15 protein-coding genes and 1 tRNA gene are annotated in these 14,804 nt (G+C 34.6%); 7 read left to right on the forward strand and 9 right to left on the reverse strand.

Annotated elements, in window-relative coordinates:
* Positions 1-218 precede the first annotated feature (218 nt).
* A tRNA-Arg gene (locus tag Q0893_RS19095) sits at positions 219-292 on the reverse strand.
* 104 nt (positions 293-396) lie between these two features.
* Between Q0893_RS19095 and Q0893_RS19100 the strand changes: the two genes are divergently transcribed.
* The 7 genes from Q0893_RS19100 to Q0893_RS19130 all read left to right on the forward strand — a co-directional run bounded on the left by Q0893_RS19100 (position 397) and on the right by Q0893_RS19130 (position 8,211).
* On the forward strand, positions 397-957 hold the full coding sequence (locus Q0893_RS19100; RefSeq protein ID WP_299278797.1) for a YeeE/YedE thiosulfate transporter family protein: 561 nt from the start codon (positions 397-399) through the stop codon (positions 955-957).
* Between the two features lies 1 nt (position 958).
* Positions 959-1,369, forward strand: coding sequence for a DUF6691 family protein (locus Q0893_RS19105; RefSeq protein ID WP_298903763.1), 411 nt, complete (start codon positions 959-961; stop codon positions 1,367-1,369).
* 106 nt (positions 1,370-1,475) lie between these two features.
* A complete protein-coding gene (locus Q0893_RS19110) occupies positions 1,476-2,882 on the forward strand; it encodes an MBL fold metallo-hydrolase (protein WP_299278802.1) in 1,407 nt (468 codons plus the stop codon).
* A gap of 125 nt (positions 2,883-3,007) precedes the next feature.
* Entirely contained in the window at positions 3,008-3,604 is a 597-nt protein-coding gene (locus Q0893_RS19115) for a TetR/AcrR family transcriptional regulator (RefSeq protein WP_298903765.1), read from the forward strand.
* 149 nt (positions 3,605-3,753) lie between these two features.
* The gene (locus Q0893_RS19120; protein ID WP_299278806.1) at positions 3,754-6,096 is read left to right on the forward strand and encodes an MMPL family transporter; all 2,343 of its coding nucleotides are present in this window, start codon (positions 3,754-3,756) and stop codon (positions 6,094-6,096) included.
* 24 nt (positions 6,097-6,120) lie between these two features.
* Complete coding sequence (locus Q0893_RS19125) at positions 6,121-6,894, forward strand: outer membrane lipoprotein-sorting protein (RefSeq protein ID WP_298903767.1); 774 nt, start codon at positions 6,121-6,123, stop codon at positions 6,892-6,894.
* A 108-nt stretch (positions 6,895-7,002) separates the two neighbouring features.
* The gene (locus tag Q0893_RS19130) at positions 7,003-8,211 is read left to right on the forward strand and encodes a hypothetical protein (RefSeq protein WP_298903768.1); all 1,209 of its coding nucleotides are present in this window, start codon (positions 7,003-7,005) and stop codon (positions 8,209-8,211) included.
* Here the strand turns inward: Q0893_RS19130 and Q0893_RS19135 are convergent.
* The 8 genes from Q0893_RS19135 to Q0893_RS19170 all read right to left on the reverse strand — a co-directional run bounded on the left by Q0893_RS19135 (position 8,208) and on the right by Q0893_RS19170 (position 14,788).
* Entirely contained in the window at positions 8,208-8,483 is a 276-nt protein-coding gene (locus Q0893_RS19135) for an ATP-dependent Clp protease adaptor ClpS (RefSeq protein ID WP_298903769.1), read from the reverse strand. The two genes, Q0893_RS19130 and Q0893_RS19135, sit on opposite strands and share 4 nt — an antisense overlap.
* Positions 8,484-8,598: 115 nt before the next feature.
* Positions 8,599-9,636, reverse strand: coding sequence for a M57 family metalloprotease (locus Q0893_RS19140; protein WP_298903770.1), 1,038 nt, complete (start codon positions 9,634-9,636; stop codon positions 8,599-8,601).
* A 221-nt stretch (positions 9,637-9,857) separates the two neighbouring features.
* Complete coding sequence (gene prmA, locus Q0893_RS19145; protein ID WP_299278813.1) at positions 9,858-10,694, reverse strand: 50S ribosomal protein L11 methyltransferase; 837 nt, start codon at positions 10,692-10,694, stop codon at positions 9,858-9,860.
* 12 nt (positions 10,695-10,706) lie between these two features.
* Positions 10,707-11,456 (reverse strand): triose-phosphate isomerase, encoded by a 750-nt coding sequence (gene tpiA, locus Q0893_RS19150; protein ID WP_299278816.1) that lies wholly within the window; start codon positions 11,454-11,456, stop codon positions 10,707-10,709.
* A 37-nt stretch (positions 11,457-11,493) separates the two neighbouring features.
* Positions 11,494-11,985 carry a TlpA disulfide reductase family protein gene (locus tag Q0893_RS19155; protein ID WP_298903773.1) on the reverse strand — a complete coding sequence of 164 codons (492 nt, stop codon included), beginning with the start codon at positions 11,983-11,985 and terminating at the stop codon, positions 11,494-11,496.
* 58 nt (positions 11,986-12,043) lie between these two features.
* On the reverse strand, positions 12,044-13,120 hold the full coding sequence (locus Q0893_RS19160) for an ABC transporter permease (protein WP_298903794.1): 1,077 nt from the start codon (positions 13,118-13,120) through the stop codon (positions 12,044-12,046).
* Positions 13,121-13,141: 21 nt separating this feature from the next.
* A complete protein-coding gene (locus Q0893_RS19165; RefSeq protein WP_299278819.1) occupies positions 13,142-14,236 on the reverse strand; it encodes a BT_3928 family protein in 1,095 nt (364 codons plus the stop codon).
* A 6-nt stretch (positions 14,237-14,242) separates the two neighbouring features.
* Positions 14,243-14,788, reverse strand: a complete 546-nt coding sequence (locus tag Q0893_RS19170) for a DUF1599 domain-containing protein (RefSeq protein ID WP_298903775.1) — start codon at positions 14,786-14,788, stop codon at positions 14,243-14,245.
* Between the last annotated feature and the right edge of the window lie 16 nt (positions 14,789-14,804).

The raw sequence follows: 14,804 nt of genomic DNA on the forward strand, positions 1-14,804 counted from the left end.
CCTGACAAAGCTCCGCTCCATCTAACAGGATTGGCTACGCCCTTCCTGACAAAGCTCCGCTCCATCTAACAGGATTGACTCCGTCCTTCCTGACAAAGCTCCGCTCCATCTAACAGGATTGACTACGCCCATCCTGACAAAGCTCCGCTTTGAAAACAAAAAAGCCACAAAATAAAAAAAGCAAGCTATTTTATTTTGCTTGCTTTTTTGTTTATTCGTGACCATGGCAGGATTCAAACCTGCAACCTCTTGAGCCGTAATCAAGTGCGCTATTCAGTTGCGCCACATGGCCTAATTTTGTGGATGCAAATATACTACTTTTATTAATTTATATCCAAACTATTAATTCAAAAATCTAAATTCTTATTTTTGAATTTAATTTTTACATTCATTTTTATGCAATCCATTCTAGAACCCTGGCCATGGTATGTGTGTGGTCCACTTATCGCACTCATCATGTTTATCTTAATATATTTTGGAAAAACTTTTGGAATGTCTTCCAATTTAAGGACACTTTGCGCCATTGGTGGTGCTGGAAAAAAAGTAAAATTCTTTGATTTCGATTGGAAAGAACAACGCTGGAACCTTACGGTAGTTTTAGGTGCTATTATAGGAGGTTTTATTGCCCATTCTTACCTCTCGACACCAACAAATATTGACCTTAACCCAGAAACTGTAATAACACTTCAAACGATGGGGTTTGAAAATGCAGGCAAATCTTTACTGCCTCCAGAGCTTTATAGTTGGGATGCCGTATTGAGCCTCAAAGGATTGGCTATTTTAATTATTGGTGGTTTTCTTGTTGGTTTTGGTACGCGCTATGCTGGAGGTTGTACGTCTGGCCATGCTATTACAGGATTAAGTAGTTTACAATTGCCTTCACTTATAGCTGTGATAGGTTTCTTTATGGGCGGACTTATTATGATTCATCTTTTATTCCCTTTAATTTTCAGTTAATATGGCAAAGTATATAAAATTTCTATTCGTCGGAATTATCTTCGGAATCGTACTCGTAAAATCTGAAGCCGTGTCCTGGTATCGCATCTATGAAATGTTCAAATTTGAATCGTTTCATATGTATGGTATTATTGGGAGCTCTGTAATTACTGGAATAATTTTACTGCTAGTGAGCAAAAAATTCAAAAATATTAATGGCGGACTTATGACTGTTCCCAAAAAAGCTAAAGGCCTGCCTCGTTATATTATTGGAGGTACCATTTTTGGATTAGGATGGGCCTTGTCTGGTGCCTGCCCTGGCCCAATGTATATTCTTGTTGGAACAGGGGCGTTTTCAGTAATCATTGTGATTCTTGCCGCTATACTAGGCACCTATGTTTATGGAATTTTAAAAGATAAATTACCGCATTAGTTAAACCTGACTTTTGTCAGTTTTAAAAACAGAATACTTCGTATCTTTGGGGCACAATTTACAGTTGTTAATTATCCCGTTCACGGAAACGAAATCTTATATTACTATGAAAATAGAACAGTTATATACAAGTTGCTTAGCACAAGGTGCTTATTATATAGAGTCAAATGGTGAAGTGGCTATTATTGACCCGCTTCGTGAAACCCAAGCTTATATTGAAAAAGCGCAAAATAATAATTCAAAAATCAAATATATTTTCGAAACGCACTTTCATGCAGATTTTGTTTCGGGTCATGTAGATTTAGCAAAAAAAACAGGTGCCACAATTATTTATGGTCCTGGTGCCGAAACAACATATGACAGCCATATAGCTAAAGATAATGAGATCTTTCAACTCGGAAATATCACAATTAAAGCCTTACATACACCTGGACATACTTTAGAATCTACAACGTATTTATTAATAGATGAAAACGGACGAAATCATGCTATTTTTTCTGGTGACACCCTGTTTTTAGGCGATGTAGGAAGGCCCGATTTAGCCATTAAATCTGATCTCACAAAAGAGGATTTGGCAGCGATGTTATTTGATTCTCTTCGAAATAAAATAATGCCTCTTGCTGACGATGTTATCGTTTATCCAGCACATGGTGCAGGTTCTGCTTGTGGTAAAAACCTGAGCAAAGAAACCGTTGGAACTATAGGAGACCAAAAGAAAACTAATTATGCATTAAGAGCCGATATGACAAAGGAAGAGTTTGTTAAAGAAGTACTTGATGGTATTGCTCCTCCTCCTCAGTATTTTGCGAAGAATGCCATGCTAAACAAATTAGGATATGATGCATTTGAGACGGTTTTGAATACGGGTAATATTCCATTAAACCCTGACGATTTTGAAGGAATAGCCAACCATGAAGAAGCGCTAGTCCTAGATGTTAGACCTCAGAGTGATTACATTAAAGGCCACATCCCTAATTCTATATTTATTGGTTTAAATGGTGGTTTTGCTCCTTGGGTTGGAGCATTAATAACAGACATTAAACAACCTATTCTTTTAGTGGTTCCAGAAGGAAAAAGTGAAGAAGCTGTAACCCGTTTATCACGTGTAGGGTACGACAATACTCTTGGATATTTAAAGGGAGGAATTGATGCCTGGAAAATCGCAGGAAAAGACATTTCTACCCTAGAATCTATTTCTGCAGAAACATTCGCAACTCGGGTTAAAAATGGAGACATTAACATCTTAGATGTTAGAAAAGATGGAGAATATAATAGTATGCATTTAGAAAATGCACAACATTTTGCTTTAGACTTTATAAATGACAATATGAGTGAGGTTACTAAAGATAAGGCGTACCATATTCATTGTGCTGGAGGTTATAGGAGTGTTATAGCAGCATCTATTTTAAAGGCACGTGGCTTTCATAATTTAGTTGATATTGCTGGAGGCTTTGGAGCAATTAAAAAAACAGATTTACCTACAACAGATTTTGTTTGTCCGTCAACATTATAAACCGCGAAAAACACCTTATATAATCAAAACTATAACTGCTCTTTTTCTTCGTTATAAAAAATTTAACAGTTAAAAATTTTATTTACTAGACGAGTGGTCATATATTTGCATTGTTAAATTAAATTATGGCCAAGACCTTAAAACATGATATTAAAGCAAATACTCTTTTAGATAAGGGTATGGAGTTGTTATGGAGTAAAGGCTATAATGCGACAAGTGTCAATGATATTGTAAAAGTCGCCGGCATTCCAAAAGGTTCATTTTATTTTTATTTTGAAAGTAAAGAGGATTTTGCAGTAAAAGCAATCGAAAAATACTTTGACGACCATTTTACACCTGCGAAAGAAATTTTACAAAACAATACGATTTCTCCAAAGCAGCGTCTTTTAGACTTTCATGAATTTAGATATAACATTCTGAAAAATGAATTAGACTGTAAAATGGGATGTATGGCTTGTAATGTGGGTAACGAAATGTCTGAACATAGTGAGCTTATTAGAACGAGTATTTTGCGTAAAGAACAAGAAGTACTCTCTATTATTACTGCAGTCATTCAGGAAGCTCAAGATTATGGAGAAATAAGTAATACCATGAATGCTGAGGATATTGCTGCTTTTATTGAAGATGCAGGAAAAGGATCAATGACTACAATGAAAGCAATGAATAGTTCATATCCAATAGATAATTTCATGAATATGATACGAAACATTTTCTTTAAATAATTTTTTTTAACCATTAATAGACGACTGGTCAATTTTTAAGTTATAGTAAAAATTGTCCCCGAACATAAAACGGTAAACGTCTTAAAAGTAACTAACAAAGATCTGTGTCAAAATGAATAATTGACTGGTCAATTAAATCAATCAAAAAAATGAATGCACTTAAAAAAGTAAGCGACAAATCCAACAAATTCGCAAAGCAATGGGCTGAATTTGTTATCAAAAGGAAGTGGTATGTGTTAATCACCTCTCTAATTCTTGCACTAGGATTGGGCTCTCAAGGCAATATGGAATTCGATGGTGATTACCATGTCTTCTTTAGTAAATCCAACCCAGAATTAGAAGCATTTGATGCCTTACAAGAAAAATATACCAAGGATGACAATGTGATACTCGTATTATCTCCTTCCAACAAGAATGTGTTTACCAAAGCCAATCTTACAGCTATAGAAGAGTTAACAGCCGAGGCCTGGAATACTCCATACTCTTCTAGAGTAGATGCCCTAACAAACTTTCAACATACGAGTGCTCAAGGTGACGATTTATACGTTGATGATTTATCTTATGAATCTGCTCTAAAGACCGATATCGAAATAGCAAGTATCAAAGAAAAGGCTTTAAAAGAACCTCTATTGGTCAATCGCATTCTAAATGAAAAAGGAAGTGTTACTGCCATAAATATTACGGTTAGATTACCTGGAGAAGATAGTGCTAAAGAAATTCCTGAAGTTACTGCATTTGTGAGAGATATGATTGCAAAATTCAAGGAAAAACATCCAAATTTTGAGGTACACTCTTCTGGGTTGGTTCCATTAAACACAGCCTTCTTTGAAGCATCTATGAGAGACCTTATGTTAACCATGTTAATGTTAATCATTGTGATTATCACAACATTTATTTTAACTCGAAATATTTATAGTACTCTAGCAACTTTAGTTGTTGTAATGTTCTCTATAATTAGTGCTGTGGGATTTGTTGGACTCATGGGAATTAAACTCACCCCACCTTCATCTGTGTTCCCGACCATGATCTTAACGCTTGCTGTGGCTGATAGTATTCACATTTTAATTACGATGCTTCAAAAAATGCGAAAAGATGGCCTGACAAAATTAGACGCTCTAACAGAGTCTATGCGATTAAACTTTATGCCAGTATTCATCACTAGTTTAACAACAGTTATTGGGTTTTTAACCATGAACTTTGGAGATGTTCCTCCTTTTTGGGATCTAGGAAACATTACTGCCTTTGGTATGACAATGGCCTTTATATTTTCAACAACAGCCCTACCCGCTTTAATGGCCATATTACCTGTAAAATCTAAAGCTAAGCAGAGCAAATCAAAAGGTAGTCGTGCAAACTGGTATACCTCTCTTGGAACTTTCGTTGTTAAGCAACCAGGTAGATTAACTATCATATCGCTCATTATCATTGGTGGTTTAACATATCTCGCCACAAAAAACACTTTTAATGATGAATTTATCAACTACTTTGATGAAAGTGTAGAATTTAGAACAGACACAGATTATATAAGCGATAACCTAACCGGAATCTATAACATAGAATACTCTATTGGTAGTGGAGAAAGTGGTGGAATTAACAATCCAGAATACCTAAAGCATCTTAATGCTTTTGAAAACTGGCTAAAAGAGCAACCTGAAGTTGTTCATGTTAATGCCTTCAGCGAAGTAGCAAGACGTGTTAACCGATCTATGCATGGTGATAACGAGGCCTTTTATCGTGTTCCTGAAAGTCGCGAAGAAGCGGCTCAATATTTATTACTTTATGAGCTCTCATTACCTTTTGGTTTAGACTTAAATAATCAAATTAATGTAGATAAATCTGAAACCCGTGTTACTGTTACCATTGAAAACATTACGAGTGCAGATATGATAATCTTCTCAAAAAAAGGTGAAGATTGGCTAAAAAACAACACGCCAGAAGCTATGCACGCTATTGGAGTGAGCCCTACTCTAATGTTCTCCAAACTTGGGTTTAGACAAGCAGACAGCATGTTTAAAGGAAACATTATAGCACTTATTTTGATTTCTCTAGTCTTAATGTTTGCCTTACGAAACTTCAAACTCGGATTACTAAGTATTATTCCAAATGTTACACCTGTATTAGTAGGTTTTGGAATTTGGGCACTATATAAAGGACAAATAAATACAGGGATGGTCATCGTTTTTGGTATGACATTAGGAATTATTGTTGACGATACTGTACACTTTATGAGCAAGTTTTTAAGAGCAAGACGAGAGTTAGGTTATGATGCAAAGCAAGCAGTAATATATGCGTTTGAAACTGTTGGAAAGGCCTTAGTTACTACAACACTAGTTTTACTTGCTGGTTTCGCTATACTTTCTACCTCATCATTTGCCCTTAATAGTTATATGGCAAGAATTACTGTAATCATAATTATATCTGCTTTGGTTATAGATTTTATTCTCCTGCCTTCCCTGCTCATTTTAACAAGCAAAAAAAACACCATCAGTTAAAATAAATAATTAAAGTAAATAAAAATGAAAAAACTACTAATTACAATTACAGCATTATCGTGTGTCTTATATATGAATGCACAAACGCCTGAACAGCGCGGTTTAGAAATTGCCAAAGCGGCTGAAAAGGCCGATCTCGGATTCAACAGTTCGTCTGTAGAATTAAAAATGACCTTAAAGAATAAAAATGGACAAACAAGTGAACGGTCTCTAACAACTAAAACCTTAGAATTAACAGAAGATGGAGACAAGTCTCTGATTGTTTTTAATAGTCCGAAAGATGTTAAAGGCACAGCAACTTTAACGTTTACTCATAAAATAGGTTCAGACGATCAGTGGTTATACCTACCTTCAATAAAGCGTGTTAAGAGAATTTCATCTAATAATAAATCTGGACCATTTGTTGGAAGTGAATTTGCTTATGAAGACCTATCATCTCAGGAAGTGGAAAAATATGCTTATAAATTTTTAGAAGAAAAAAATGGGCTTCTCATAGTAGAACAAGATCCTGTAGATCCTAAATCTGGTTATACGCGACGCTTAGTGAGTTATAATAAAGATAAAGGCTACAGAATTGAAAAAGTAGAATTCTACGATCGAAAAAATGCGCTGTTAAAGACGCTTACATATTCAGATTATAAACTCTACAAAAATAAGTTCTGGCGTGCCGGTGTTTTTAATATGATAAATCATCAAAGTAACAAGGAGACCCGATTAGAATTTAAAGATTATAATTTCGACATCAACCTCACAAGTGATGACTTTTCACAGGTTGCATTAAAAAGAGCAGGTAACTAATAGCATATAAGAAAGTCGCAATATCATTAACTATTTACTTTCATCGTTTTAGTTAGTATTGATTAATAGCAATAGTTTTTGGTATTGCGCTTTTAAATCATAGCATCAATGAACAAACAAAAACCATTATACTTCTTTGCTTTCCTTTTATTTATAGTTCAATATTCTGGCTATGGTCAGGGAAAAGATAAAACGCTATCTCAAGATTTTGAACTTGAACTCGAAGCTGAATATCGATATTTCCCAAATAAAGGACAGTTTCAAGGGCAAAAAGATCATTTCCCTTCAATTGCCATTCAACCAGAATATAACTTAGCATGGAATAAGGGATATGAGAGTATTAACATCACTGGTTTTTTTCGGTTGGATCAAGACGATAACCGAACGCACTGGGATATTAGAGAGTTCTATTATCAAAAAGCCAAGAATAACTGGGAGCTTAGTGTAGGGCTTAAAAAAATATTTTGGGGTGTTACCGAAAGCAATCACCTCGTAGATATTATTAATCAAACAGATGTAGTTGAGTCTTTTGATGGGGAGGACAAACTAGGGCAACCGATGATCCAGTATACGTTATCTACTAACTATGGGAATTTTGATTTTTTCTATTTACCATATCATCGAAAACGCATTTTTTCTGGTGAAAAAGGCCGTTTACGATTTCCTTTGGTTATTGATAAAGATGACATAAATTATGAGAGCGGCGCAAAAGAATGGCGTCAGGATGTTGCTTTTAGATGGTCTCATTTTATTGGTGCCTTTGATATTGGTTTGTCTCATTTTTATGGTACTGGTCGTGAACCATTGTTTTCTTTTGACAATGCGGGAGGAATCAATGCATTTTATCCCGTGATTAATCAAACAGGCTTAGATCTTCAAGTAACGCACGATGCGTTTCTCTGGAAATTTGAATCCATTTATAGAAGTTCTGAGGTTCAAGATGTTTTCGCCTTAGTAGCGGGTTTAGAATACACATTTAGCAATATAGATGGTAATGGTTTGGATATTGGTGTTTTAGGCGAATACCTTTATGATGATAGAGATAATCTGGCTCTAAATGCTTTACAGAATGACATATTCTTTGGAAGTCGTATTGCTTTAAACGATACACAAGACACATCTGTGCTTATTGGAGGTATTACTGATTTAGAATCGAATAGTAAAATTTTTAGCATTGAGGCTTCTCGAAGAATCGGTAGCAGCTGGAAAGTTGAATTGGAAGGTCGATTTTTTAGTAATATAGACACTAACGAATTTATCTTATCCAATTTTAAGGAAGACGACTTCTTTAGAGTATCTATTTCTAAATTTTTTTAAATAATTTCAGCACTTAACCCTGCTTCTAATAGCATAGTGCAACGTGGTTCAAGTTCTTTATATTCACCAGTTTTTACAGTACATTGGCCTTTATAATGCACTATAATAGAACATTGTTCTGCCTGCTCGGGAGTGTGATCACAGGCATAGATTAAAGTATCAATGACATGATCAAATGTATTCACATCATCGTTGTATAATACGATTTCATTTAGAGGCTGCTCTAGGGTATCGACGAGGAGCTCTTCTTGTACTTTCTCTTTGGTACTCATCAACAAATTTTATATAAATTTAAAAAAAAACAGGTAATAAAAAAAGACTTCTATTCATAGAACAGAAGTCTTTTAAAATTATTGCAATACCAATATTGAGAATTAAATTTTATATTTAGCTACACGGCCCAATTAGAGTCCAACCTCCACTTACGCGCTCATAAAGGTTACCAAAATAAGTAACGCGTTCGCCAATGCTATAACTTACTCCACTTTGCCATTCAGAGACTCCATCACAAGGACCTGAAGAACCTGCTGGATACATAGCCTTTAGAGCGGTAACATCATTATTATTAAAGTTCCCGCTTACACTAGTTGAAAAACAAGCCTGCATAACCGAAGTTAAATCTCTTCCTGTTGGCGTTCCTGATATATGTACAGCACCATTAGAACCTGCGCCTTCATTACCTTGAAAAGATGGAGGGCAACTTAAACGGTCAAACCAATCTGAATGACGAAAACCAATAGAATGTCCAATTTCATGCGTAATAACATGCTCATTTACACCTGTAGAAAATTGTTCGATATTATATATTTGAACAAATTTATGAGGTGCTCCTGCTGATGTTGGGAAACCCGCTACACCACCTTGACTATTAGGTGTATTTACAGAATTATCGTACACTACCATGTCTGCTGCCTGGTAATTAGTACCAAATGATAAATTAAACTGTAATGTCATATTGCTTATATTATTATAATTAGCAACTGCTCTAGTTAAAGCCGTTTGCGCCTTACTAGATAATGCTTGGCTGCCTCCTGTGTAGCCTAAGATATTAATAGTTTGATTGTTACCAGTTACTAAATTAAACGTTCTATATTGACGATCTAGTCCAGAACCAATTCCTACTAATGCGTCTAGTTCGTCTCTAGTAAAAGTAATATCGCTTCCTATATAAATTCGTTCTTCCACAGTTCCATCAGGTAAGTGAAAATCTCCTATAGAAACTATCCCTACATCAATATCCAAAGTCTTAATGGCGTCTAGTAATTCTGTGTCAGTGACTAAAGTCCGATTCTCTAAACTGTTCATATTAATGATTATGTCCTCGTCTAGATTTGAAATATTCTCTGTTATATTTTCTTTTTCACAAGATTGAAAAGAAAATACAAGGCATAGACTCGCTATTGCCACAAATTTGATTTTTTTCATTTTTGAGTAAATTAAGTTAATAAATAGTATTCACGTAAATAGGATGAGCTAAAAAAACAATGCTATGTGTTTGAATTAGTCTGTGATAATTATCAGCGCGAAGTTAGCCAATTCAATATTACACATATTAAGGATATCCCGTAGAATTGTTACGGGTCGTTTATTTATTATGTTAAAATTTTGAGCTATTCATCGAAGAAAACCCAAATAACTATAATAATTTACTTTTCAAATTTGAGAGCAACCCAATTGTTTCGCTCTAATGTCTCGACATGATTTAAACCATACATAGCACATTCATCTCTAATAATAGCGATGTCATCATTGTAAAAACCACTTAGAAACAAAACACCATGTGCATTGAGTGTATCTGTATAGGTTTTCATATCATTAAGTAGAATATTCCTATTAATATTAGCAATTACAATATCGTATTTACGTCCTGGTAAAAGACTGGCATCTCCTTCTAAAACCGTAATGTGATTACAGGCATTTCTCTGTACATTTTCTAAACTATTAAGATAGCACCAATTATCATAATCAATGGCATCTATTGGATTGGCGCCTTTCATTTCTGCTAGAATCGCAAGAACACCAGTTCCGCATCCCATATCTAAAACCGCTTTATTCTGAAAATCGTGATTTAAAATATACTGAATCATCATATGAGTAGTTTCATGGTGACCAGTTCCAAAACTCATTTTAGGCTCTATAATGATATCATATGCTGTGTCTGGCTTATCATGAAATGGAGCGCGAACCGAGCATTTATTGTCTACAACAATTGGACTGAAATTTTTCTCCCACTCTGCATTCCAATTAGTTTGTTCTATTTCATCAAATGTAAATGTAATAGTAAAGGCATCAGAATTCAATATGTGAATATCATCAAGAATATGTTCATTCCAATCATTTTTCTGAATATAGGCAGTAACACCTTCATCGGTTTCAACAAAACTTTCGAAACCTGCATAGCCCAACTCTGCGATTAATATTTCAACCGCTGGTTGCAAAGGATTTGCTTTGAAGTAATACCCTATATATATTGTATTAGACATGTCTGTGTTACATTAAAATGCGTTAACAATAGCAAAAAAGTCTTCAGCATTTAAAGATGCTCCACCAATAAGTCCACCATCAACATCAGGCTTTGAAAAAATTTCCTTAGCATTAGCTGGTTTTACGCTTCCACCGTAAAGAATTGACACAGATTCTGAAACATTCTTACCATAAGTATTTTCTAATGTTTTTCTAATAAATGCATGCATATCTTGGGCCTGCTCAGGAGAAGCAGTCTCACCTGTTCCAATAGCCCAAACGGGCTCATAGGCCAATACAATGTGTTCAAACGCCGAAGCATTTAAATGAAACAACGCTGCTTTAATTTGATGCTCCACTACGTCCTCTTGACGTCCAGCTTTACGATCTGATAACTCCTCGCCAAAACAAAAAATGATTCGCATGTTATTAGCTAATGCAGCGTCAACTTTTTTAGCCAGTGATTGGTCTGTTTCATTATAATAGGCACGTCGTTCACTATGTCCCAAAATCACTGTTTTAATTCCTAAACTTTTAAGCATTCCTGCACTAACCTCGCCAGTGCATGCTCCTTTTTCAGAAAAGTGCATATTCTGAGCAACAACCTCGATATCATACTGTCTTGTTGCTTCAAAAGCATGCCATAAATTTGTAAAAGATGGTGCAATCATAACCTCTGCATCCGATGTTTTTTCCTGTTGTTTTAATTCTGAAATTAGGGTTTCAGTTTGTATTAAACCATTATTCATCTTCCAATTTCCTGCAACAATATGCTTTCTCATGAGTCTTCTATTTTTAAGTTTCCGTAGAAACGTTAATTTACTTTAAATGTTCTTTTATTTTAGGGTCACTAATTTTTACAGCTCTAAACAATTTGATATGTCCATCTTTATCTATAATCATGTATCGAGGTATCCAATCTAAATCTACAAATTCACTAAACGCACTATCCCATCCTGAGGGCATAAAATAATGCGCTCCATCTATTTTATATTTATCAATTCCATTTTTCCAACTTTTTTGAGTCTTATCCATGGATAAGAATAAATAAACCACATCGCTATGTTCTTTTTGAAGCGCCTTAAGGTCGGGCAACCCAACAATACAATCGCGACACCAACTAGCCCAAACATCTATTAAAATCGTTTGTCCTTTGTAGGTGTTAAGTATAGATTCTAAGGTTAAAGATTTGCCTTCTATAGTAATAAATGTATCCTTTAGGGCTTCATTAGAAAAATTTGTAGGATCTGGTTGTGCTTCACAATTAATAAAGAAGATCCCAAGACAAAAGATAATTAATAGCTGTTTCATTCACTTTAGTTTTTAGTATTCATTTCAAACTATTATATAGTTCTTCTGAATTATTTTATTATTTCAATTTCACTCTAGGATCCAACCAACCATAAATCACATCTACAAAAATATTAATCAGGATAAATAGTAATGCAATGACTAATACCGATCCCATAATAACTGGCAAATCTAAGGTATTTAGAGCATTTACAATTTCTTTTCCGAGACCATTCCACCCAAAAATATACTCAACAAATACAGCGCCTGCCAACATAGATGCGAACCATCCTGAAATAGCCGTAACTACGGGGTTCAATGCATTTTTTACAGCATGTCTTTTTATAATCTGAAATTCACTTAAACCTTTAGCCCTGGCAGTTCTAATATAATCTTGATTAAAGACTTCTAACAATGAATTTCGCATCAACTGAATCACAACGGCCAAAGGGCGAATTCCTAAAACAATTGCTGGGAGTATTAAATTTTTCCATTGGATATTAACCTTTTCGCCAAAGTCATCTAACTCATATAAGCTACCTGTCATTTCTAAATTGGTATAATTATGCAACACAAAACCAAACAACCAAGCAAACAAAATAGCACTAAAAAAGGAAGGTACGCTCATCCCTAAGGTACTAAAAATTTGAATGGTTTTATCAATCCAACGATCTTTATATAAGGCAGAAATTATCCCGAGAATAATACCTAAAAAAATGGCGATGAAAATTGCTGAAACGGCTAGCACGAAAGTATTTGGTAATGTTTCTCCAATAACTTGTGCTACTTTCTTTCCCTGCTTCGTAAAGGATTCTCTCAAATACGGAAACTTCACAACCATCGTAGTTTCTCCAATGGTAAATAACTTAGATGCGCTGTACTTTCCATCACGTAAAAACGTATAATCACTTGAATTAGTTGAATGAAATGATAGTGGCGACAAATCGTTTAAATAATAAACGTATTGTGTTGTAATTGGCTTATCAAAACCATACTTAGCCTTTACAGCTGCAATTTGCTCGCTGTCTTCATTTTGACCAAGCATCATTTGCGCTGGATCTCCTGGTAGAACATTAAATAAGAAAAAAATTACGGTTACTACACCAAATAAAGTGAGTAATGCATAAAACGTTTTATTTAAAATGTAGCTAATCAGATCATTATTATTTAGAATTAATTAGAACTTCAAATCTTCAAGATCGTTCCAATGCACTTTTTGAGTGACTGTTCCTTTTTCTAGAACAATCACACCAGGATTAGCTCTAACTATTGTTTTTAGCACTTTTTCATCACATAAATAGAAGTCAACATCTAAATGATATGTATCTTGAATCTCCTTTTTCTTAGGTTCACCAGAAGCTGTTAGTCCAATCACTGGATATCCTTTATCCTGAGCCTTCTTAACCATAGCTTTAAGTCCTCCCATTCCTTCAATTTCTGCTTTTTCTAAACTGTATGCAACAATAATAACTAATTTATCTTCTGCTAAAAATTGCTGTGTTAAATCTTCATCTTCAGATTCTATAGAAAAATCTTGAATTTTAGGCACATCTGCCTCTTTAATAACAACTGTTTCTACACCCACAATTTCATCGTAGGTCTTTGGACCACGACCTCTATCGGTCAAGGTTTTTTCTTCACCATTTAGCTTGTACGTCCAAATATAATCACTTACTGCTCTTTGAGCATCTGGCGGTAAAGACATATTTTCTTGTAAGTTGTCTCCTATTTTATAAGCTCTAAAATCGAATGCAGGAAGATGCATAAGTACATAATATCCAAACCAAAGGCTAAAAATAAAACTAAGCAAGGCCGTTACCGATAAACCAAATTTGGTCAATAGAGGTTTAACGTGTCTTTGACCAATAAATAAGATAACAATCATCACTAATAAAATCACGTCTTTCCAGAACGATTGCCAAGGTGATAATTTCAAGAAATCCCCAAAACATCCACAGTCTTTTACTTTTTCAAAATATGCAGCATAGAACGTTAAAAACGTAAAAAACACAATCATTGCTAATAAACTCCACACTGTAAATTTAGGTTTATATCCAATAAGTAAGAACACGCCTAGAACAACTTCAAATACAACAACAAATATTGAAATTCCTAGTGCATATGGTATAAGTGATGGAATATCTAGTACATCGTAGCTAAAATATTCTTGAAGCTTATAAGAAAATCCTAGAGGATCATTCAGTTTTATAAATCCTGAAAAAATAAATAGACCTCCAACAAGGACTCTACAAATATGAACTAGTGCTTTCATGTGTTGTTATTTTTTATCTTCGTTTAAATGAATTAGCGCAAATACCGAATAATTTATCATGTCTTGATAATTGGCATCAATACCTTCACTAACTATTGTTTTTCCTGCGTTATCTTCAATCTGCTTTACTCGTAACAATTTTTGTAAAATCAAATCGGTTAAGCTACTTACGCGCATATCTCTCCAAGCCTCTCCATAATCATGATTTTTATCCATCATTAATTGTTTGGTAACAGACACCTTTTCGTCATAAAGAGAAGTGGCCTCATCCAAATCCAAATCGGGTTGTTCAACAACGCCTTTATCTAATTGCACCAAAGCCATAGTACAATAATTAATGATTCCTATAAACTCACTTACTTCCCCTTCATCTACTTTACGTTCACTGTTTTGTTGTAAGCCTCTAATACGTTGCGCTTTTATAAAAATTTGATCTGTTAAGGAAGGTAATCTCAAAATTCGCCATGCACTTCCGTAGTCTTTCATTTTATTAATAAACAGACTTCGGCATTGCGAAATCACATCATCATATTGTTTTGAAGTATCTTGCATTTAAAACATTTAATTT

Origin of the sequence: uncultured Psychroserpens sp. (assembly GCF_947494225.1) — a bacterium.
Taxonomy (GTDB): Bacteria; Bacteroidota; Bacteroidia; order Flavobacteriales; family Flavobacteriaceae; genus Psychroserpens.